This window comes from Synechococcus sp. BIOS-E4-1 (assembly GCF_014279995.1).
GTDB lineage: Bacteria > Cyanobacteriota > Cyanobacteriia > PCC-6307 > Cyanobiaceae > Synechococcus_C.
The window spans coordinates 2,864,642-2,884,927 of sequence record NZ_CP047935.1; the positions used below are offsets into that span (position 1 = coordinate 2,864,642).

Here is a 20,286-nt window from a genome sequence, read left to right on the forward strand (position 1 = left end):
CCTATGGTTTCAACACGCTCCAGAGAATGCCTTGACTACCCCTGCCAGCGGGCAAGTTCAACCGATCGTGGTGATCGGTGGTGGATTCGCCGGATTGTCATCGGCGCTTGCCTTCAGTCGCCTGCATCCACGACCACCGGTTGTGCTGATTGAACCTCGTGATCGCTTTGTCTTCGTTCCACTGCTCTACGAATTGATGAGCGGGGAACTGAAGGGATGGGAGGTTGCCCCCGACTACGCATCCTTGCTGCAGGGGCGTGGAATCAGTCATCTGCAGGACCGCGCGAGCTCGATCGACCTTGATGCCCGCAGCGTCACTACAGCCTCGGGCCGCGCCCTGCAATACAGCCAGCTGGTGTTGGCAACGGGCGCGCAACCCGAGGATTTCGGCATCCCAGGAGTTCGCGACAACGCACTGAACTTCCACACCCTGTCTGATCTGCAACCTCTGCAGGAGCGCTTGCAGGAGCTGCGACGGCGCCCATCAGGCACAAGCTCCCTCGTGATTGCTGGGGCAGGAGCCACAGGGGTTGAACTGGCATGCAAGCTCATGGACCTGCTCAACGGTGCCGCCACGGTGCAAGTGGTTGAGCTCGGTGATCAGATCCTGCCCAGATCGAAAGCCTTCAACAGGGAGCAGGCCGAGATCGCCCTGAAGAAGCGTGGTGTGACCATTCACCTCAACACCCGAGTCGACTCGGTGTCAGCAACGTCCGTGTCGCTGAGCGGACCGCAGGGCTCGTATCAGCAGAATCACGATGGATTGATATGGACGGCAGGCAGTCGCCCCACAATTCCGGACATCTCTCCCAAGCTGGAGCTCCATCAAGGTCGACTGCCAGTCAGCCAATCACTGCGTCTGCAGGCCTACCCGGATGTACTGGCTCTCGGAGATATCGCCGTCAATCCCAAAGCAGATGAGCTTTCCGGCTGGCCTCATTCAGCTCAGGCGGCCATTCAGCAGGGTCAGTTTGCCGCGAAAGAGCTGAAGGCAAAGCTGCAAGGAAGGGATGCAAACACGTTTGTGTTCAAGGACCTCGGCGAAATGCTCAGCCTCGGCATTGGCGATGCCTCAATCACTGGCCTCGGCCTGACCCTCTCGGGGCCTCTGGCCTTCAAGCTGCGCCGACTGACCTACCTGACGCGATTGCCAGGGCTTTCGCTGGGGCTTCGCGCAGCCGGAGCCTGGCTGGTTGGTCCTTGAAACAGGCTCACCTGGCAGGCAGAACCAGGGGGCTGCGTCCTTCACAGCTCAAGCAGCTGGAACGCCTCAGCCATCGTCGCCACCCCGATGATTGCGGTGCTGACCTCTTCACGCTGGAACGGCTTGCCGAACTCGCTGTGCAGCTTGAGGAAACGCTGCATCTGCTGATCGACGACCGTGGCGTCTGCCGCCTGCTTTGGGTTGGCCCACTCGGAGAATCCGATCGACTGGACCGCCATCTTCAGGGCGGATCCAGGCGCCGCCCCAGGCAATGGCGCCTGATCAGCGCGCTGCATGGACGCCGTTCTCCGGACCTTGTCCCTGATGGTCGCGATGCGGTGATCGCCCTGGATGTTCAGCCCCAGTCTTGGCTGCGGTATCAGGCCGTGATCGCTCGCAGTGGGATCCGTTCCGGTGCCCTCTGGCTTCCAAACCCCAAGGCCGACGCTGGCTGGAGTTGCGGGGAAGCAGGCGATCTGACGATGCTCTGCAGCAGCGAAGCCAATGCTGGGAATGACGCGCCGCATGGCGATCCGTGTCAGGCAGCGCAGGAGCACATCGCTTCAACAGTGGAGCAGGTGCTGCTGCTCACTCTCACCGGCACGGACCCTGCACGGAACGAGCGTGAACTGGCCGAACTCGAGGGGTTGACGCGCAGTGCCGGTGCCACAACAGTTGCCGTCTGCCGCCAGCGTCAGGGACAGATCAATCCTCAGACCCTCTGGGGTAAAGGCAAGCTGCAGGAGGCAGCACTGGACATCCGCAAGCACGGCGCCACGCTTGTGATCACTGACAGAGAGCTCACGCCTGTTCAAGCAAGAAACCTGGAGCGGCTGCTCGACAGTCCAGTGATGGATCGCAGCGAGCTGATCCTCGATATCTTTGCTCAACGGGCCTCCAGCGCTGCAGGCCGCCTCCAGGTCGAACTGGCCCAGCTTCGCTACAGACTGCCAAGGCTTGCAGGACGCGGATTGAGTCTGTCTCGGCAGGGGGGTGGCATCGGCACCCGCGGTCCAGGAGAAACCCAGCTTGAAAAAGACAGACGTGCGATCAGCCGACGCATCGAACACCTGGGCCGGGAATTGCGCCAGCTGGGAGCACACCGAGCCCGGCTGAGAGAGCGACGCCATGAACTTCCCGGTGTCGCGCTGGTTGGGTACACCAATGCCGGCAAGTCATCGCTGCTCAATGCGCTCTGTGACCGCGCGCCGGGAGGACCGGTCCAAGCCGAAAACATCCTGTTCGCGACCCTCGATCCCACAACACGTCGGCTCTGCTTGCCGAGGGCTGGAGCCGCTCCCCGGGAGCTGTTGATCACCGACACGGTGGGGTTCATCCGTGAACTGCCGGCCCCTCTGATGCAAGCCTTCATGGCCACGCTCGAAGAAACCCGCAATGCAGACCAGCTGCTGCTGGTGGTGGATCTCGGAGATCCCGACTGGCACGGACAACTCAAAGCCGTTCACTCCATTCTCGACGGGCTTGGCTGTGAGCAGCCCAGAAAGGTGCTGGCCAACCAGATCGACCGATGTCATGCAGGAGCCTTAGAGCGGATCCGTGCACTGGAGCCTGAAGCCCTTTACCTCTCCGCCACCATGGGAACAGGCCTGAAGGGTCTGCGAACATGGCTTGAACAGACGTTCTGGGAGTCCACACCAGAAACAGTCAGCCCACCTGTCACGGAGCCAACAGGCGCACCCCCCAATGGTTGAGCTCAGTGTCGCTCTGCAGAACGGAGACGCTCTGATCACTCTCGCTGTGCTGCTAGTCGCGGTGGCCCTGTTCATCAGCGGAGCCATGGCACCTGAACTGGTGGGTCTGCTCAGTGTGTCGCTGCTGATGATCGGTGGCGTGCTGACCCCACTGCAGGCCCTGAGCGGCTTCGGCAGCCCTGCTCTGATCACGCTGATGGGACTGTTCGCCGTTTCAGCAGCGCTGTTCCGCAGCGGCGCTCTTGATCGACTCAGAGAACTGATTGCATCCGAACGCATCAGGACTCCCAGACGCATGGTGGGATTGCTGACCCTGGTGGTGGCACCGATCTCCGGCGTGGTGCCCAACACACCCATTGTGGCGAGCCTGCTTCCGGTGCTGGAGAGCTGGTGCCAGAAGAGAGGGATCGCGCCATCCAGGGTGCTTCTGCCTCTTTCCTTTGCCACACTGCTGGGCGGCACCCTCACGCTGCTCGGCAGTTCCGTGAATCTGCTGGCCAGTGACGTCAGCCAGCAACTGGGCTATGGATCCCTGGATCTGTTCAGTTTCAGCGCCATCGGAGTACCGGTCTGGCTCGCCGGAGCGAGCTACATGCTGATTGCCCCCCGCGCACTGCTGCCGGACAGGAGTGAGCCTGATGATCAGCTCAGCACCAACCAGTCACTCACTGGATACTTCACGGAAGTCACGATCCCAGGATCTTCCTCGCTTGTCGGACAGACCCTGCGGCACAGCCGGCTGCAACGTCGCTTCGATGTGGATGTTCTCGAGCTGCAGAGAGGTGGCGAACGAATCCTTCCACCCCTGGCCGACCGCTGCATCGAGGCCGAGGACCGCCTGCTGCTGAGAGTCACACGGGCCGATCTGCTACGCCTTCAACAGGACCACACGATTCAGCTCGCCTCTGCCAGTCGTCCTGCCGCTGATCAGCTCGCCATGGTCAGCACCGAGCCGACCTTGTCCAGCGAAGGTGCAAACGGTCAGAAGACCGTTGAGGTGCTGCTTCCAGCTGGATCCACACTGGCCGGTGCAAGCCTGCGGGAGCTGCGTTTTCGACAACGACACAACGCAACGGTGCTGGCACTCCGTCGAGGTCAGCAGACGGTTCAAGAGCGACTTGGCCAGGCCGTTCTGCGTGAAGGTGATGTGCTGCTGCTGCAAGCTCCGCTGGATGCAATCCGGGGGCTTCAGGCCAGTAACGATCTGCTGGTGCTCGACCAGCTTGAAAACGATCTACCCACCATCCGGCGCAAGCCTCAGGCCATCACCATCACGGCTCTGATGCTGCTGGTGCCCACCATCACCGCCGTCCCCCTGGTTGCCGCAGTGCTCTTGGCCGTTGTGCTGCTGGTGCTGATGGGATGCCTGAGAACAGGTGAGGTGCAGCGGTCGATCAGACTGGACGTGATTCTTCTGCTCGGGTCCCTTTCCAGCTTCAGCGTCGCTCTGCAGACCAGTGGCCTGGCCAACGCCATGGCATCCGACATGGAGAGACTGCTGCTGAATTGGCCGTCTTACTGGGCGTTACTGGTCATTTTTCTCGCCACCAACCTGATCACCAGCGTGATGAGCAATGCCGCGTCGGTGGCACTGCTGGTGCCTGTGGCCACGCAGCTGGCTCCGTCTCTGAACCTTCCCCCCCAGGCTTTATTGCTCACTGTGCTGTTCGGAGCCAGCCAGTCGTTCCTCACTCCGATGGGATACCAAACCAACCTGATGGTTTTCGGACCAGGGCGTTACCGCTTTTTCGATGTAGCTCGCTATGGGGCCGGTCTCACATTGCTGATGACCTTGCTGGTTCCTGGATTGATCCTTGTCCAGGCAGGAGGCCGCTGAGCGCATGGCACTCCCTAGAGCCATTCATCGCACTCAGGCGTGGTACCGGCGCCTCACCGTGCCCCAGTTCACGGTCGTGACGGGATTGCTGGTGATCACCATCGGCACGCTGCTTCTGTCCAGCCCACTTTGCTCAAACACAAGTGTCGGACTCTGGGAAGCACTGTTCACGGCGACCTCCGCGGTCACCGTGACAGGCCTGACCGTGATCGATGTCGGCAAGGATCTCACGGTCGTCGGTCAGGGCGTTCTGGCGTTCATGATCCTGGTGGGAGGCCTCGGCCTGATGGCGATCACCACCTTCCTTCAGGGGTTCGTGGTTCGGGGCGCCTCCCTGAAGCGTCGCCTGGACCGTGGCCAGGCTCTTGATCAATTCGGCGTGGGTGGGGTCGGCGGCACGTTCAGAAGCATCGCCCTCACCGCAGCAGTACTGATCTTGATTGGAGCTTTTGTGCTCTACAGCTACGGCTTTTCAGATCTTCCTGCGGGTGGAGAAAGGCTGTGGGCATCTTTGTTTCACAGCATCTCGGCCTACAACAATGCGGGATTCGGCCTCTGGAACGACAGCCTCGAGGGCTACCGGACGAATCGGGTGGTCAACGCGGTGATCATGCTGCTGATCGTTCTGGGAGGACTGGGCTGGCGTGTCACCAGTGATCTCTGGAGCAATCGACAACGACTGAAGCGCCGCAATCTCAGTCTCCATACACGGCTGGTGCTGAGAACGTCGATTCTGCTGATCCTGATCGGCACCTTCGGACTGCTGTTGACCGAATCCCTGTCCAAGGGGCATATCCTCACGACGATGGGCTGGCCAGAGCGGCTGATGAGCGCCCTGTTCGAATCCGTGAGCGCCCGCACGGCTGGATTCACCACAGTTCCGCTGTCAGAGCACAGTGTTTCCGACTCAGGACTGTTGCTGCTGATGGCCCTGATGTTCATCGGGGCCAGTCCCGGAGGTACGGGAGGCGGCATCAAGACGACCACGGTTGCAGCCCTGATGGCAGCCACCCGATCCACACTTCGCGGCCAGGATGACGTCGTCATCCGGCACCGTCAGATTCCCGACAAGGTGGTGCTCAGGGCCGTGAGCATCGTGATGGCCTCGCTGATGTTCGTTCTCGTGATGGCGCTTCTGCTCGCCCTCACCACCAACCAGAACGGAGAAGAGCCACTCACCTTCCTGGAACTGCTGTTCACTTGCATCTCCGCCTTTGCCACCGTGGGGATGGATCTGGGCGTCACTGAACAACTGGGTCGCTTTGGCCAGCTGATTCTGGTGGTGGGAATGTTTGTGGGACGGCTGGGAATCCTGCTGCTGCTGAGTGCTATCTGGGAGAGCTTCGACCGCAACCAGCTGCAGCGCCAGAATCGGATCGGTTATCCCCGCGAGGATCTCTATGTCTGAACACAACTCGTTGGGGCTGACGCCATGAGGGACTGGTGGCACTGGTCGCCTGCTGAAGAGAGCGACCCCCGCAGCTTCGGAATCGTGGGCGTCGGACGCTTCGGCAGTGCTGTGTGCCGCCAGTTGATGCAAAGCGGCGCTGACGTGCTCGCCGTGGATCGTTCCTCGAGGGCGATCGAGGAACTCAGACAGCTTGAACCTTCCATCGAAGCCAGGGTCCTGGACTGCACCGATGAGGAATCACTGCGGGAAGCAGGCATCCTCGACATGGACACCGTGGTCGTGGCGATCAGCGAACCGATCGAAGCGAGCATCACAGCCACCCTGATCGCCAAGGACAGCGAGGGCACTCGCGTGCGCCGGGTGATTGCGCGTGCCACCAGTGACCTGCACGAAAAAATGCTGAAGCGCGTTGGTGCCGACCGCGTGGTGTTTCCCTCTCGGATGCAGGGCGAGCGTCTGGGTCTTGAACTGGTGCGCCCCAATCTGATGGAGCGATTGGAGCTGGACGAGCTCAACTCGATCGAGGAGATCAAGGTGCCGGAACGCTTTGTTGGGCTCTCTCTGCGCGATCTCAATCTGCGTAAGAACTTTCGAGTCAATGTGCTGGCAGCCGGGCCTGCTGCAGACCTGATGGTCAATCCACCCGCATCACACGTTCTGATGGAAGGCCACGTTCTGGTGGTGATGGGTTTGACAGATGACCTTCAGAACCTCCCCCGCACCTGATCGGAATCATGCGCGTTCTCGGGCTGATGAGCGGCACCAGTGCCGATGGAGTGGATGCCGTTCTTGCTGAGTTCAGTGGGTCATCGAGCAGTCCAAGCTGGACCCTGATTCACAGTGCTTCCTGCCCCTATCCCTCAGATCTGCGCAAGGGAATGCTGGCCATGGCCCAGGGAGAAGCTGCCCCTGCAGCGGCCATTCTGGATCTGGCTGAAGCGATCACTGAATACCAGGCAAAGGCTGCTGAAGCGTGCGATCCCGATCGTTCAGCCAGCCTCATTGGCTGCCATGGCCAAACGATCTGGCACCGCCCACCTGAAGCCGACGCGAGAGGCAAGCGCCAACGTGGAAGCAGCTGGCAGATGCTTCAGGGGCCGCTGCTCGCACACATGCTGCAGCGACCTGTTATTCACGATTTCCGTGCCGCTGACCTCGCTCTGGGAGGGCAGGGCGCCCCCTTGGTCCCCATGGCCGATGCGGCTCTGATGGGCAGAATCAAGGGCTGGCGGGCGCTGTTGAACCTCGGTGGCATCGCCAACATCACCCTGATTCCGCCGTCACACGGTCCAGACCGGCAACGACCCGTGCTCGGCTGGGACTGCGGTCCAGCCAACAGCCTGATCGACCTGGCGATGGCCGCCTTCAGCGATGGGCAGGAGCGCTGTGACAGGGATGGAGGCATGGCTGCACGCGGACAGGTGATGGATCAGCAGCTGAGGAGCTGGCTGAGTGAGCCCTATTTCCTGAAGAGAGCACCGAAGTCGACCGGACGCGAACTCTTTGGTCGCAAGGATCTGGAACGGAGGCTCAGCGAGCTGCAACAGGCCTGCCCCGAGGACCAGATGGCCACACTCACAGCCTTCACAGCTGCAGTGGTGGCTCAGGATCTGCAGCAGCTACGCCATCTCGGCCTTCCCCTGCCGACGGAAATGGTGGTGGCCGGAGGAGGCCGCCGCAACACAACGCTGATGCGGGAATTGCAATCGCGTTGCCATGGCCTCAGAGTGCGTCCCAGCGACGAACTGAATCTTCCCTGCGAGGCGCGCGAGGCCCTGGTGTTCGCGCTGCTGGCCTGGTGGCATCACCGCAATCATCCCGGCAATGCACCTTCCATCACTGGGGCAGAACACAGCTGTGTTCTGGGGGTGCGCGCCGAACCGGCCTGAACCCTGTCAGCCACTCGGCAGGTGACTCAGATCAGCCAGGACGATGCAGCCGCAACCGTCGGGGAGCTCCGCGGAGTCGACGAGGCTGCTGAGCCTCGAGAGCTGAGCGCATTCGCTCTGTGGATGTGGGAGCTGACACCACTGAGGAACCGACCTGTTCCAGACGCTGAACCCCCTGCTGGATCAACACCTTGGCCATGTTGCTGACGGTACGGCACTCCTGTTCAGCAAGGACTGTCAGCCGATGACAGAGATCTTCAGGCAAAACCACCTGAATCCGCGGCGATTTCGGCTTCCCGCTGGATGAGGTTTGGCGGGTCGCCACGAACCATGAGGCAGAGATACCTAAAAGTGTACAGAGATGCGCAAGGGTAGTATCCAGCACTATGATGCGGTCACTCCGTTCCCTGACACGCGGCTCATCACCTCAGGACTGCACATCAACGATTCCGCCAGGACTGCCATGCCACGTACAACCAGCCAGGCCTCCAGCACTCGCCAGTCAGCCCCGCGCAATCGAAGGGCTGCCGGTTCACGTCGATCTCGCCGTGCGTCTGATAACAGCGATGTACTGGTTTCGGCAGTGATCAGTTCCTACCTGCTCACGCACCTGCACCATGTGCTGCAGCGAGCTGAATACGGAGCTGTGCAGGAAGGCAGGATGTCCCAGGCCGCTAACTACGCCCAACTGCGCAAGGTTCTCTGCGCGGATGCACGCAGCATGGAGGATGCTTCCGCATCAGGCCTCAAGGAAGCCGACCTGGACCAGGCCGCTTAAGAGAGAGCGCGCCCATGGCTGCACAGGATGGCCACAGATAGGGTTGACGCAGATGGTGGTGCGCCATGAGCAACGCAGCAGAGCTCTACACCAAGATCGAGCAGGATCGAGAGTTAACACGCGCCCTGTTCAGACAGGCTCTTCAGAATCCTGGAGGAGCCATTCAGGCCATCTGTCAGGTGGGGGAACAGATGAACCTCCCGGTGACCCATGACGAGGTCAAGGCTTTCATCAACAGCCTGGATGACGAGCTCAGCAAGCAGTGGCTGGTCAAAGCGAGGGGCGGTCTTTGATCAACCGGCTGGATTGGCTGGGTGAAACCGGCACAGGCAGACGCTCCCTGCTGCCACCTCCACCGGCCCAGCTGAAGAACAACCAGTAACTCACCAGAGCCAGCCCTGCTGCCACCACAAGGGCGGCGACTTGCTCCAGCCTTCGCATCAACGCAGCTTCTCTCTTTGAGCACAGTCTGCCCACACCCCGACACGAGATGATGGGGTTTCTCCGCGTCTTCGCCGGTGCTGCGACTTGAGCACGTCAGCAAGATCTATCCCACTGGGGAAGTGCTCCGGGACGTCACCTGGGAGATCAAACCCGGCGATCGCATTGGCCTGGTCGGTGTCAACGGCGCAGGCAAATCGACTCAGATGCGCTTGATCGCGGGCCATGAAGAGCCGACCAGCGGCGCGGTCGTTCGCCAGGGGGAACCACGAATCGCATTCCTGCAACAGGAATTCGACGTGGACCTCAACCGCTCGGTGCGGCAGGAGCTCTTCCAAGCCTTTGGAGAAGCCGCCACTGTGCTGAACCGTCAGCGCGAAGTCGAAGAGGCGATGGGCTCTGACCAAGCAGCTGAAGATCCCGACCATCTCGATGAGCTGATCCACGAGTTAGGACAGCTGCAGAACCGATTCGAAGCCCTGCATGGCTACGAACTGGATGCCCGCATCGACAAGCTGCTGCCCACCATCGGCTTCACGCCGGAGAGTGCCGAATGCCTGGTCGGAGACTATTCGGGCGGATGGCAGATGCGCATCGCCCTGGGCAAGATTCTTCTTCAGGACCCTGATCTGCTGCTGCTTGATGAGCCGACCAACCACCTGGATGTGGAAACGATCCAGTGGCTCGAGGGCTACCTGCAGGAGCAGACAGCAGCCCTTGTGGTAATCAGTCACGATCGAACCTTTCTCGATCGCGTCTGCAACCAGATTGTTGCCACCGAAAGGGGGATCTCCAGAAGTTATCTCGGCAATTACACCGCGCATCTGGAACAGAAGCAGCTGGAGCAGGAGGCGACGCAGGCGGCCTTCGACCGTCAGCAGAAGGAGATCGCCACCCAGCAGGCCTACATCGATCGATTCAGGGCAAGTGCCACGCGAAGCACCCAGGCCAAGAGCAGGGAAAAACAACTCGAGAAGGTGGAACTGGTTAACGCTCCGATCGAAAGCGTTGCCGGACCGAGTTTCCGGTTTCCTGAAGCACCCCGATCCGGTGCCCAGGTGGCTTTGATGGAGAATCTCACCCATAGCTACGGCGACCAAATCCTCTTCCTGGGAGCGGAACTGGAGGTTGAGCGCGGTGATCGCATTGCCTTTGTTGGGCCGAACGGAGCCGGAAAGTCCACGCTTCTGCGACTGATCATGGGAATGGAGTCACCAGACGAGGGCTCGGCTCGGCTGGGTGAACACAACGTGATCGCGCGGTATTTCGAACAAAACCAGGCAGAGGCTCTGGACCTGGGCAAAACAGTGATTGACACGATGTTTGAAGCGGTACCGGACTGGACGCAGACCCAGGTCCGCTCACTGCTGGGCAGCTTCTGCTTCAGCAACGACACCGTGTTCAAAGAGGTCGGCAAGCTGAGCGGCGGCGAGAAGGCACGTCTTGCATTGGCCCTGATGCTGCTCACACCATGCAATTTCCTAGTGTTGGACGAACCCACCAACCATCTTGATATCCCAGCCAAGCAAATGCTGGAAGACGCTCTCTGCGCCTACGAGGGAGCGGCACTGCTTGTTTCTCACGACCGGTATTTCATCTCCCGTGTCGCCAATCGCATCGTTGAACTGCGGGATGGAGAACTGGTGCTTTACCGAGGCGACTACTCCTACTACGTCGAAAAGAAAGCCGAAGAGAAGGAGGCCGCCGAAGCCGCACTCCGCCAGGCGCAACAGGACGCGAAGAGAAAGGCCAAACGCCAGAAACAGAAAGAACGGGACGCGAAACGGAGAAGTGCGGCTTGAAACCAAGACGGTGGCGTGCAAGACGAAACTTCACGAACAGTTAGGCAGGAAGACTTATTTCCCTTTACCCGCTCGAAACGTGTGCATAGGCTGACATCACCGATCCCGGCACTCGATGAGAAACCATGAAACTCAGTCCGCCGGTATCAATAGCGTCAATCTGAGCAGCCCCAATCCAGCTGGCGACCATGAGCAGACATGGGATGCCGTTGAGACCTACTTCGAGTGCATTACCACATGCTCTCTGGATGATGGTGAATGCATCACACGCTGCGTTGAGCAACTGAAGGATGCAGATGACACCTGACCCAGATCAGGGCATCTTCAGAGCGCTCATTTCCACGGGCCTCACCGTCACTGGCAGTTGCCTTCCCTGGCGCTGCACGCTGAGCACCAGAGGCTGACCAACACCGCTGCGATCAATGGCTGTCACCACCTCAGCTGGATTGCGCACCGGCTGGCCGGCCACTGACACGATGACATCATTGATCTGAAGGCCGGCCAGAGCGCCCGGACCACCAGGCATCACCGAGCGGACAACGGCGCCGGGGGGCACCGTTCCGCCAGGCTTTGATGCAGGAATCGTCGAGAGACCAATCCCGACCATGGGGTGACTCGCTCGTCCCTGGTTCACCAGCTGCGAAGCGATCGTTCTAGCCCTGTTGATCGGGATGGCAAATCCGAGGCCGGCGCCGGGGCCTGAGCGCACCAATGTGTTGATTCCCACCACCTCACCAACGGAATTCAGCAAAGGGCCACCGGAGTTCCCGGGGTTGATTGCCGCATCGGTCTGAATCAGATCCAGGCGTTTGCCCTGGATTCCGAGCTGGGAGACGTTCCTGTTGAGGTTGCTCACGATTCCCAGGGTGACGGTGTTTTCAAGCCCGAAAGGATTACCCACAGCAATGGCCCAGTCACCAACTCGCAGTCGATCCGAATCGCCAAGAGGAGCGGTTGGCCAGAGATCTCCTCCTTGGAGCTTCACGACCGCCAGATCGGTCACCGAATCCTGGCCGACAACCTGGCCGGAAACTCGTCTTCCATCAGGCAATCCCACCATCACCCGATCTGTGTTCTCAACAACATGGGCGTTGGTCAGCACCAGTCCCTGGTCATCGAAGATCACACCACTGCCCTGACCACGTTCCACGCGAGCCCTCGGAGCAGCGGAGCCCCGCAAACCGAAGAAGCGCTGAAAGAACGGATCCATCAGCAGTCCATCTGGCAAGCCCGATCCACCAGCTGTCCGCACGGTTCGCTGCGTTTCCAGCGTGACCACCGCAGGGCCGCTTTTGGCCACCGCCGCCGCCACAAAGGATTGAGCCGACAGACCGGCTGAGGCTGAGACCTGAGCTGCCGCCACAACACTCCTCTGTGGCAAGACCAGACCCACTGGCGCCACGAGCGACAGCCCCATCATCAGAGGCAGGACCCTCCGGCTGACACGTGTAACCGGAGCAGGCTCCTTAACAGAAATGAACGGTGCCACAGCCATGGAGAGGGCGACGACGAACTGCGAGAAACCGACCTTAATCAGGGCAATCCACCGCGAATAGGGGGAATCACCGTTGATTCCATGACCAGATGCAACCAACAGTGCGCCCTGAACGAGCACAACTGGGCGAGGAATAGCGATGATGGAGGCAAGAGAGGGTGTGTCCCAGCTCGACAACCGCCGTCATCCCATGATCAGCAGTCTTTTTCCCCTGATTTACGGACTGGTCTTCCTGGCCCTGCTGTGGCAAGCCTTCCGGGTGATGGGACGCGGGTTCAGCGCAGCAGTGCGTTCTCCAGGGGCGACTAACACTCCTGCTGACCGAACCGGCAAGGTGACCATTCACCCTGAACTGCTCGATGGTGATGGCCGATTGACTGAGGAGGACCTACTCACCGTTCGATTCAGTGGTGAGGACGAGACTGGCGAACCTGGCGTGCGCCCTAATGAATAAGTTAGGTAGGAAAGCTGCGCGGCAGCTCGACTCGGACTCGTAGGGGGAACCTCCTGGTGGATCAAAGAACACGGATCGTTGCCGCGGTGATCAAATCCGTGAAACTGCCTCCCCGCTTTCGCCTGCGTCTGCTCAAGGAAGACCCCGTTCGTCTGGAACTCAGCCTGACTCCCGCCTACGGCAAAGATCCAATCCAGGTAGGGCTGGTTGAATCACTCGACTTGGTTGCCCGACGCGACCGCGAAGGGCGTATTCCTCGCGATCTTCAGGGCACCTGGGACTGGACGGTCAGGCATGGCCAGGTGAGCACCGGTGGCTGGAACCCTTACCTGAAAGAAGCCCTGCAGACGATGTTCGAAACCGGACTGCCAGCGATTGTCTACGAAGAACTCACCGGTGAGGATTACCACCCGGTTGATGGGGCTCGCCACGTGCGTTGAGCCCCTGAGACGGCAGCGCCTGCCCTTGTTCGCCACCTTGCTACATGTAACGCCGTGCCAACGGACACAGCCAAGCCAGCCCACAAGGAGCTAAAAAACTTCCGTCAGGCCTTTAAGGATTTCTTCATGGCCACGCTGAAACACCGCAGCGCACCGCTGATCAAATTGCTCACGGCAATGGGAGCATTAACCAGCATTTTGCTGCTGGGGATTCTCAACTTCATCCTCTGACGTCGATCGTCGCCCTTGGGTTCCTTTCCCATTGATGGTCTTCTCACTGACCTCTGTTTTCGACTCCACAGCTCAGGAACCCTGATCCTTCAGGCACCACCGGGTGCAGGCAAGACCACCCGGGTTCCCCTGGCATTAATGGGGGAGCTGGTCCACGCCCCCCGGGCTTCAGGTCGCATCCTGCTGATTGAGCCGCGAAGGCTTGCGGCTAAAGCGGCTGCTACTCGATTGGCTGAGTCCATCGGCGAACCGGTGGGCCAGCGCGTGGGGTACTCCGTCCGCAACGAACAGAGACGCTCAGACGCCACGACCATCGAAGCCATCACTGACGGGCTGTTCCTGCGGCGTCTTCAGTCCCAGCCCGACCTGCCAGGGGTGGAGATTGTGATCTTCGATGAATTCCATGAGCGCCGCCGCGACAGTGACGTTGCCCTGGCACTTCTGCGGGAAGCAAGACGCTTGCTGAGGCCTGATCTGAAGCTGCTGCTGATGTCAGCAACCCTGCAGCTGAAGGCGCTGAGTGCCCAGTTCGATGCTGCTGACACGCTCACCAGTCAGGGACAAGCCTTCCCGGTGCAGACCCGCCACTGCCAACCCCGCAACAAGGAGTGCCTCGAAACGCATGTGCTGCGCGTCCTCGAGGAGGAATTGATCGAGCTCGAACACAACAGCCACACCGGTGAAATCTCTCCTGGGGTCCTCGTCTTTCTCCCTGGTGTGCGTGAGATTGAACGCTGCCGACAAAGGCTTATGGGAGTACAGCGTCTGCGTAACTGGCGGGTACTGACGCTGCATGGCCAGCTCTCCCTCAAACTGCAGACCGAAACACTCAGGCCCTGCGACAGACGCTGGCATGGACGCATCGTCCTGGCGACATCCATTGCGGAAAGCTCTCTCACCCTGGATGGCATCCGCCTCGTGGTGGATGCAGGACTGAATCGCCACACGCGTTTTGATCCAGGCACCGGCATGGAAAAGTTGGTGACCGTGCCAGCCAGCATTGCCAGCGCGGATCAGAGGCGGGGACGAGCGGGGCGCCAGGGACCAGGCCGCTGCGTACGCCTTTGGTCAGCGGCTGACGAGCAACGGCGGCCAGCGCAAGATCCTCCGGAGCTGCAACGGGCAGATCCACAACCCACCGTGCTTGACCTGGCGCAGTGGGGTGCTGGCCTGGGTGAAGACCTCGACTGGCTGGAACCTCCACCCAAACCACTGTTCCAGGAAGGGCAGCAGCAACTGAAGCAGCTGAAACTGCTCACGGATCAGGGGCAGATCACAGCCGCTGGGCAACAGGTGGCAGCGTTCGGCATGCACCCAAGGTTGGGGCTGATGTTGATCCAGGCGAGGCGCTGGGGACTGGAGACACTGGCCTGCGATCTGGCTGCGCTGCTGAGTGAACGGGATCTACCCGGCAGCCGTGATGTTGGGTGTGATGTCGGCCATCGCCTTCAGCGCTTGCGAGACACAGCGCGATCCAATCGTCACGACGGCCTCGGCAGCATGCGCCAGCAGAGCAGGCAATGGCAAAGACAGCTCCGCTCACTCGAGCCATCAGCGTCGCGGTTGCCCCTCAACGAGCCTGAGGATCTCTCTCTCGCGCGGCTGATCGCCACTGCATTCCCTGAGTGGCTCGCCCTGGCACGACCTGGACGACCAGGGGCATTCCTACTGCGCCAGGGTCGCGGCGCAGTACTGCTGATATCAGACCCCTTGAGCAGTGCCGAGGCCCTGGCCATCGCCAGGCTTGACCTCAAGGAACGTGATGCACGCATTCGCCTGGCGGTGCCCATCAGCCGGCACTTTCTCGAAGACATGGCCTCAGAGCATGGGGAATGGAGTGAACACGTCGCCTGGAACGACAAACAACAGGGAATCCGCGCTGAGCGAGTCCTGAGCCTCGGTGCGATCGAATTGCAGCGACAGCAACTGCCCCGCCCTTCAGCCGATCTGGTAAGCCATGCGTTGCTGCAGCGCCTTCGCGACCATGGCCTCGAACTTCTCCCCTGGGACGAATCCTGCGAACAGCTGCGTCGGCGCCTTCAGATTGCCCACAGCCACTTGGGGAGCCCATGGCCGAATCGCACTCTCCAGACACTGCAGGAAACTCCTGAGCTCTGGCTCGGAGAGGCCAGCCTGAACTGCAGCAGCTGGCAGGAGCTGGCCAGCGGCGACCTGACTGAAGCATTGTGGAGCGACCTCACATGGGCACAGCGACGGGAGCTGGAAACACTGCTTCCCGAGAGACTGAGGATTCCCAGCGGCAGAGAAGCCAGAGTCACTTACGGCGATGACGATGCAGTGCTGTCGGTCAAGCTGCAGGAGATGTTCGGCTGCAGCCAGGGACCGATCCTTCTCAACGGAGCCCTGCCGGTGACCCTTGAACTGCTCTCGCCAGCCGGCCGACCTTTGCAGCGCACCAAGGACCTTGCAGGCTTCTGGACCGGGAGCTACAGGGAAGTCCGTCGCGAGATGCGCGGCCGCTACCCGAAACACCCATGGCCGGAGTCACCGATGACAGCGGTCCCCACTAGCAGGTCGAAGAAGTGGTCGTAATGTCGCATTCACGACAGGCAACAAAACTCCATTGTTTGTTACATTGGTTGAAGTCACGGATCACAACCCATGTCTGACAACGCATCCCGCTTCGGCTTCGTCAACTTCGCTGAAACCTGGAATGGCCGCCTGGCCATGATGGGCTTCGTGATCGGCCTGGGTACAGAGCTGCTCACCGGCCAAGGCATCCTGTCTCAGATCGGCCTCGGTTGATCTCGTCTACCGCACTGAGCGCCATTGGCACTCACCAACCCCATTGGCCAAGCCGATGGGGTTTTTTATTGTCTGCCCTCACTGCGAGAGAGTATGCGGAGTTGACCCCTGCCCTTGCCCCGTTTCTTCGCCGGCAACCGCCGCGATGGTGCCAGGTTGCTGAGCAGTGCACTGGTGTTTCTGTCGATCGGGCTGACCCAGCTGGACCATCAATGGGGACGAATCCTGAGTGTGATCGCTGGCGCCGTCTGCATCTACTGGGGTTTCGCCTATCGCCGCCTTGACCGCTAACGCCATCCCCAGCTACTCCGTCAAGGAGCTCAACAGTGCAGTCGGCTCACTGCTCGAACGTGGTTTCGCCCCCCGTTTTCTGGTCCAGGGCATTGCGTCCCGCCCCCAGGTCAAAAAAGGGCACCTATGGATGAACCTCACCGATGGGGGTGCAACCATCACTGTGGTCTGCTGGGCATCGCGGTTAAACCAGCTCGATTACGTGCCTGCAGACGGTGACGGAGTCACGGTGGTGGGAAAACTGAATTTCTGGGCAGCCCGGGCCAGTCTCGCGGTCCAGGCCATCGACATCCGCCCGAGTCTCTCCACCGTTGAGCGACGCTTTGAAGCTGTTAAAGCGCTGCTGACTTCAGAAGGGTTGATTGATCCAGCAACACGAAAACGCCTGCCGTTGATCCCCAGGCGAATTGCTCTGTTGACGAGCGTGCCCAGTTCGGCCTTGGCGGACATGCTCAGGACTGCCAGTGAGCGATGGCCTCTAGCAGAACTGCTGGTTGTTCCAATCCCTGTTCAGGGCGCCGTCGCCCCACAGATCTGCGCAGTGCTGGAGCAGCTCAACCAGGCTGACCCCCAGTTGAACCTGGATGCTCTGGTTCTGGCCAGGGGAGGAGGAAGCAGGGAGGATCTGATGGTTTTCGACGATGAACAGGTCTGTCGTGCCATTGCAGCGTTCTGCTGTCCGGTCGTGACCGGACTGGGGCACGAGGACGATCTCACCGTTGCCGATCTGGTGGCTGATCATCGTGCTGCGACACCCACCGCAGCAATCGTCAGCCTTTGTCCTAGTCGAGTCTCAGCCTTGCAGACAGCCCGGCAGCAACGTTTGCAGTTGATCCAACAACAACAATGGCGTTTCAGGCGAGAAAGAGAGCGGCTTCAGCAAAGGCATCAACTGCTACAAAGTGTGCAACCGCTTACTGTGCTGCAGCGCAGCCGCCAGCAGTTGCGTCAACGGCAACAACTGCTCAAGGCTCTCTCACCAGATCGCTGGTTGAGCCGGGGATTCGCGAAGGTGATCCGACTGGACGGAACGGTGCTGGAGTCGGTGAATCAAGCCAATCCCAACGACGATCTGGTGATCCATGTTCGAGACGGACTGATCGGTGTCACGGTCCAATCCGTTCAGACAAACTTGGGTTAACTGCTCATTTCAGAGGGAAACCTCTGCTTGGAACTCCACTCCCCTATCTGTCGATGCCGAAGAAATCCCCAACCGTCAAGAATGATCCTCAGGTGACCTGGCGAAAAGATGCTGAAGCACTGAACTACGAGGAGGCCCTCCAGGCACTCGACCTTCTCTTGGCCAAGCTTCAGGACGAATCCCTACCGTTGTCCGAACTTCAGAGCAGTCATCAACGGGCGGAGATTTATCTGAGTCGATGTGAACAACTTCTCAGCGAAACAGAACAGAGTGTTCTTCAACTTGATCCTCAGACATTGACCACCCAGACGTATGAGAGCGAGACCTATGAGCAGCGGAACGATGCGTAACGTGCTGATCTGGAGCTATCTGTTTCTGGCCTTGCTGGGTGCCGTTCTGCCTTGGCAAGCCAATCTGGAATTCATTCAGGCAGGAGCGGGAACAGGATTCGATCTAACTGGCTTCATCCGAGACGCCAATCTGAATGCAGCCTCACGATCACTCAGCCGCGATCTGATCATCGGCGCCACTGCATTCACCATCTGGATCACCATCGAAGGGCGCCGTTTACAGGTCAGAAGCTGGTGGATCTCTTTAGTGCTGTGCGTCACCGTGTCATTTGCCTGCGGAGGACCATTTTTTCTGTATTTACGTGAACGTCGTCTGCTGGAGCTGGAAAAAGAAACGCCAGTGATCGAGCAAAACGATTGAAGGACCAACCCATTGAGGTGAACCTCAGCTATCAACATCTTCGGCAGTGACATCAATCGTGACGGAACTAGCGGGAGTTGAATCAACTTCAGTCTGCGATCTGGAAGCCTGAGCTGTATCGGCCGTTGAGAACGCAGACCCACAGACAGCACAAACTGGGGTTGCCTGCAACGAAGCTGAACCGCAGTTGGGGCAAACCTGCATTCGGCTTTGCAACACCTTCCATCCAATCCAACCCAGACCACCAAGAATCACAGGAAGCGCAAGCAGAACCAGAGCAACTCCGCCGAGCACATCGATCAATGCTCGGCCAAGAGGCGTCGGCAGCAACAGCAACAGGGCCACAAGCCAGACCAGAGGAGGCAGTCGACCCATATCAACCGAGACCCAGTGAATGATCCATATCTATGATCACTGATCCATGTCAGTCCTGGACGGCGTGAAAGAACGGATCACCGCTCTTCTTAATACGCATATTGGCCAACTCCACACTCCAACACTGTCCGAAGTAAATCACAACGCCAACCATCCAGATCCATAGCGTCAGCACGAGAACTCCACCAATGACTCCATAAGCCTGATATCGAGCTCCCAGCGAAAAAATACTTCTGCTGACAGCAAGATTGAGGACTGTCAGCAAAAACCCGATCAACAAAGAACCGGGAATCAGAGGCAAGAAAGGGACTTTTCGGCTGGGAAGCAGGAATTGCAGCAACAAAGCCATTCCCGAAAAACCCATAAAAGGAATCAACAAACGGCCGAACTGAAGCACCGGCAAATCAGGAAAAATATCAGTCAACCATGGCAAAGAGCGGGTTAATTCATCAACAAAAGCCGCAGGCACCATTCGCAGATTGGCACTGATTTGATCGACAACGATCAGAAGACCTATCAGAATCACAACGAAAAAAGCTTCTATTCTCACCCGCACAAACCGATAAGCCTGTGCCCCGAACGGCAACGCATCAGGCAATGGCTGCAGAACATCACGCCATAAACGATCCGCTCCACGCTGCAAGGTCAAATAAACATTCCCAGCCGTCACCAACAGAACGGCTGCACCGAGAAGACCAGCTCCAAATCCCTGAGAAACAAGCTTCTGAAGAGTCTGGCGAATAATCTCAATCGCAGGAGGTGGTAGCACACCACTTGCATAGATCAGAATCTGTTCATCCAGGTTCTGCTGCCGCCCAAGCAACCAGGACGTCAAAGACAATGAAATCAGCAGAATCGGAAAGATTGACTGAAGAGTGTAGTAAGCGAAAGCTGCACTGAGATCAACACAATCAGAAGACGCCCAACGCAGATAAGCCCTCCACAGAGAGCGGCAAAGCTGACGAATCGACAGCATCTTCGCCATGAATTCTGACAAAGTTATCGCTCTAAACTAGCGCGTCAAGGCACAAAAAAAGCCACCCTCTCCGGGGTGGCTTTCTTCGTATCACAATGTGATTGGAATGTTTTACCTGGCATCGAGCTATTTTCTCAGGGGGCTACCCCCCAAATATCGTCGCCGCTGCTGCGTTTCACAACCGAGTTCGAGATGGATCGGAGTGGTTCCACAGCGCTATGGACACCAGGATAGAAAACATTCCCAAGGGTGAACCCTGAGAACTGCATAGGACATGATCAACAACTTTCATCATCAATCATTCGTCTGAATCGAATAAAACTTCGCCTCAG

At 59.3% G+C, this 20,286-nt stretch carries 24 protein-coding genes and 1 rRNA gene; 19 read left to right on the forward strand and 6 right to left on the reverse strand.

Annotated elements, in window-relative coordinates; translation table 11 throughout:
• The first annotated feature begins 31 nt into the window (after positions 1–31).
• From SynBIOSE41_RS15720 to SynBIOSE41_RS15745, 6 genes are read left to right on the forward strand one after another with little or no spacing between them, the layout of a single operon-like run.
• A complete protein-coding gene (locus SynBIOSE41_RS15720) occupies positions 32–1,204 on the forward strand; it encodes an NAD(P)/FAD-dependent oxidoreductase (protein ID WP_186538835.1) in 1,173 nt (390 codons plus the stop codon).
• Positions 1,201–2,916 (forward strand): GTPase HflX, encoded by a 1,716-nt coding sequence (gene hflX, locus SynBIOSE41_RS15725; protein ID WP_186538837.1) that lies wholly within the window; start codon positions 1,201–1,203, stop codon positions 2,914–2,916. The genes SynBIOSE41_RS15720 and hflX overlap by 4 nt, the downstream gene beginning before the upstream one ends.
• Positions 2,909–4,753: an SLC13 family permease gene (locus SynBIOSE41_RS15730; protein ID WP_186538838.1), complete on the forward strand. Its 1,845-nt coding sequence runs from the start codon at positions 2,909–2,911 to the stop codon at positions 4,751–4,753. Before hflX ends, SynBIOSE41_RS15730 begins: the two co-directional genes overlap by 8 nt.
• 4 nt (positions 4,754–4,757) lie before the next feature.
• Entirely contained in the window at positions 4,758–6,161 is a 1,404-nt protein-coding gene (locus SynBIOSE41_RS15735) for a TrkH family potassium uptake protein (RefSeq protein WP_066911936.1), read from the forward strand.
• A gap of 24 nt (positions 6,162–6,185) precedes the next feature.
• Entirely contained in the window at positions 6,186–6,890 is a 705-nt protein-coding gene (locus SynBIOSE41_RS15740) for a TrkA family potassium uptake protein (protein WP_186538840.1), read from the forward strand.
• An 8-nt stretch (positions 6,891–6,898) separates the two neighbouring features.
• Positions 6,899–8,053, forward strand: coding sequence for an anhydro-N-acetylmuramic acid kinase (locus tag SynBIOSE41_RS15745; protein ID WP_186538842.1), 1,155 nt, complete (start codon positions 6,899–6,901; stop codon positions 8,051–8,053).
• A 31-nt stretch (positions 8,054–8,084) separates the two neighbouring features.
• Here SynBIOSE41_RS15745 and SynBIOSE41_RS15750 read toward each other — a convergent pair whose 3' ends face one another.
• Positions 8,085–8,378: a hypothetical protein gene (locus tag SynBIOSE41_RS15750; RefSeq protein ID WP_186538843.1), complete on the reverse strand. Its 294-nt coding sequence runs from the start codon at positions 8,376–8,378 to the stop codon at positions 8,085–8,087.
• A gap of 138 nt (positions 8,379–8,516) precedes the next feature.
• Between SynBIOSE41_RS15750 and SynBIOSE41_RS15755 the strand changes: the two genes are divergently transcribed.
• Both SynBIOSE41_RS15755 and SynBIOSE41_RS15760 read left to right on the forward strand, forming a co-directional pair.
• Positions 8,517–8,831, forward strand: coding sequence for a hypothetical protein (locus tag SynBIOSE41_RS15755; RefSeq protein ID WP_066911933.1), 315 nt, complete (start codon positions 8,517–8,519; stop codon positions 8,829–8,831).
• Positions 8,832–8,896: 65 nt separating this feature from the next.
• Entirely contained in the window at positions 8,897–9,124 is a 228-nt protein-coding gene (locus SynBIOSE41_RS15760; RefSeq protein WP_066911884.1) for a hypothetical protein, read from the forward strand.
• On the opposite strand, the gene SynBIOSE41_RS15765 is transcribed toward SynBIOSE41_RS15760, so the two are convergent.
• Entirely contained in the window at positions 9,102–9,272 is a 171-nt protein-coding gene (locus tag SynBIOSE41_RS15765) for a hypothetical protein (RefSeq protein WP_186538845.1), read from the reverse strand. The genes SynBIOSE41_RS15760 and SynBIOSE41_RS15765 overlap by 23 nt on opposite strands.
• Before the next feature lie 77 nt (positions 9,273–9,349).
• On the opposite strand from SynBIOSE41_RS15765, the gene abc-f reads away from it, so the two are divergent.
• Positions 9,350–11,074, forward strand: coding sequence for a ribosomal protection-like ABC-F family protein (gene abc-f, locus SynBIOSE41_RS15770; RefSeq protein ID WP_186538847.1), 1,725 nt, complete (start codon positions 9,350–9,352; stop codon positions 11,072–11,074).
• 115 nt (positions 11,075–11,189) lie between these two features.
• Positions 11,190–11,381, forward strand: a complete 192-nt coding sequence (locus tag SynBIOSE41_RS15775) for a hypothetical protein (RefSeq protein WP_066911882.1) — start codon at positions 11,190–11,192, stop codon at positions 11,379–11,381.
• A 6-nt stretch (positions 11,382–11,387) separates the two neighbouring features.
• Here the strand turns inward: SynBIOSE41_RS15775 and SynBIOSE41_RS15780 are convergent, their stop codons facing one another.
• Positions 11,388–12,491 (reverse strand): trypsin-like peptidase domain-containing protein, encoded by a 1,104-nt coding sequence (locus SynBIOSE41_RS15780; protein WP_369813460.1) that lies wholly within the window; start codon positions 12,489–12,491, stop codon positions 11,388–11,390.
• A gap of 268 nt (positions 12,492–12,759) precedes the next feature.
• Between SynBIOSE41_RS15780 and SynBIOSE41_RS15785 the strand changes: the two genes are divergently transcribed.
• From SynBIOSE41_RS15785 to SynBIOSE41_RS15825, 9 genes are all read left to right on the forward strand, one after another.
• The gene (locus SynBIOSE41_RS15785; RefSeq protein WP_114994276.1) at positions 12,760–13,023 is read left to right on the forward strand and encodes a DUF2973 domain-containing protein; all 264 of its coding nucleotides are present in this window, start codon (positions 12,760–12,762) and stop codon (positions 13,021–13,023) included.
• A 56-nt stretch (positions 13,024–13,079) separates the two neighbouring features.
• Complete coding sequence (locus tag SynBIOSE41_RS15790; protein WP_066911878.1) at positions 13,080–13,463, forward strand: hypothetical protein; 384 nt, start codon at positions 13,080–13,082, stop codon at positions 13,461–13,463.
• A 54-nt stretch (positions 13,464–13,517) separates the two neighbouring features.
• Positions 13,518–13,694: a hypothetical protein gene (locus SynBIOSE41_RS15795; protein WP_186541434.1), complete on the forward strand. Its 177-nt coding sequence runs from the start codon at positions 13,518–13,520 to the stop codon at positions 13,692–13,694.
• Between the two features lie 15 nt (positions 13,695–13,709).
• Positions 13,710–16,247 carry an ATP-dependent helicase HrpB gene (hrpB, locus tag SynBIOSE41_RS15800; RefSeq protein ID WP_186538849.1) on the forward strand — a complete coding sequence of 846 codons (2,538 nt, stop codon included), beginning with the start codon at positions 13,710–13,712 and terminating at the stop codon, positions 16,245–16,247.
• 69 nt (positions 16,248–16,316) lie between these two features.
• Entirely contained in the window at positions 16,317–16,460 is a 144-nt protein-coding gene (locus SynBIOSE41_RS15805; RefSeq protein WP_066911871.1) for a chlorophyll a/b-binding protein, read from the forward strand.
• 114 nt (positions 16,461–16,574) lie between these two features.
• Positions 16,575–16,751: a hypothetical protein gene (locus SynBIOSE41_RS15810; RefSeq protein WP_170953712.1), complete on the forward strand. Its 177-nt coding sequence runs from the start codon at positions 16,575–16,577 to the stop codon at positions 16,749–16,751.
• Positions 16,741–17,892, forward strand: a complete 1,152-nt coding sequence (gene xseA, locus SynBIOSE41_RS15815; protein ID WP_186538851.1) for an exodeoxyribonuclease VII large subunit — start codon at positions 16,741–16,743, stop codon at positions 17,890–17,892. The genes SynBIOSE41_RS15810 and xseA overlap by 11 nt, the downstream gene beginning before the upstream one ends.
• Positions 17,893–17,984: 92 nt before the next feature.
• The gene (xseB, locus tag SynBIOSE41_RS15820) at positions 17,985–18,242 is read left to right on the forward strand and encodes an exodeoxyribonuclease VII small subunit (protein ID WP_370594145.1); all 258 of its coding nucleotides are present in this window, start codon (positions 17,985–17,987) and stop codon (positions 18,240–18,242) included.
• A complete protein-coding gene (locus tag SynBIOSE41_RS15825; RefSeq protein WP_186538855.1) occupies positions 18,235–18,603 on the forward strand; it encodes a DUF2834 domain-containing protein in 369 nt (122 codons plus the stop codon). The genes xseB and SynBIOSE41_RS15825 overlap by 8 nt, the downstream gene beginning before the upstream one ends.
• A 24-nt stretch (positions 18,604–18,627) precedes the next feature.
• Here the strand turns inward: SynBIOSE41_RS15825 and SynBIOSE41_RS15830 are convergent, their stop codons facing one another.
• From SynBIOSE41_RS15830 to rrf, 3 genes are all read right to left on the reverse strand, one after another.
• Positions 18,628–18,978: a hypothetical protein gene (locus tag SynBIOSE41_RS15830; protein WP_186538857.1), complete on the reverse strand. Its 351-nt coding sequence runs from the start codon at positions 18,976–18,978 to the stop codon at positions 18,628–18,630.
• Positions 18,979–19,027: 49 nt separating this feature from the next.
• Positions 19,028–19,963 (reverse strand): YihY/virulence factor BrkB family protein, encoded by a 936-nt coding sequence (locus SynBIOSE41_RS15835; protein WP_186538859.1) that lies wholly within the window; start codon positions 19,961–19,963, stop codon positions 19,028–19,030.
• 104 nt (positions 19,964–20,067) lie between these two features.
• Positions 20,068–20,184, reverse strand: a 5S ribosomal RNA gene (gene rrf / locus SynBIOSE41_RS15840).
• Positions 20,185–20,286: the final 102 nt, after the last annotated feature.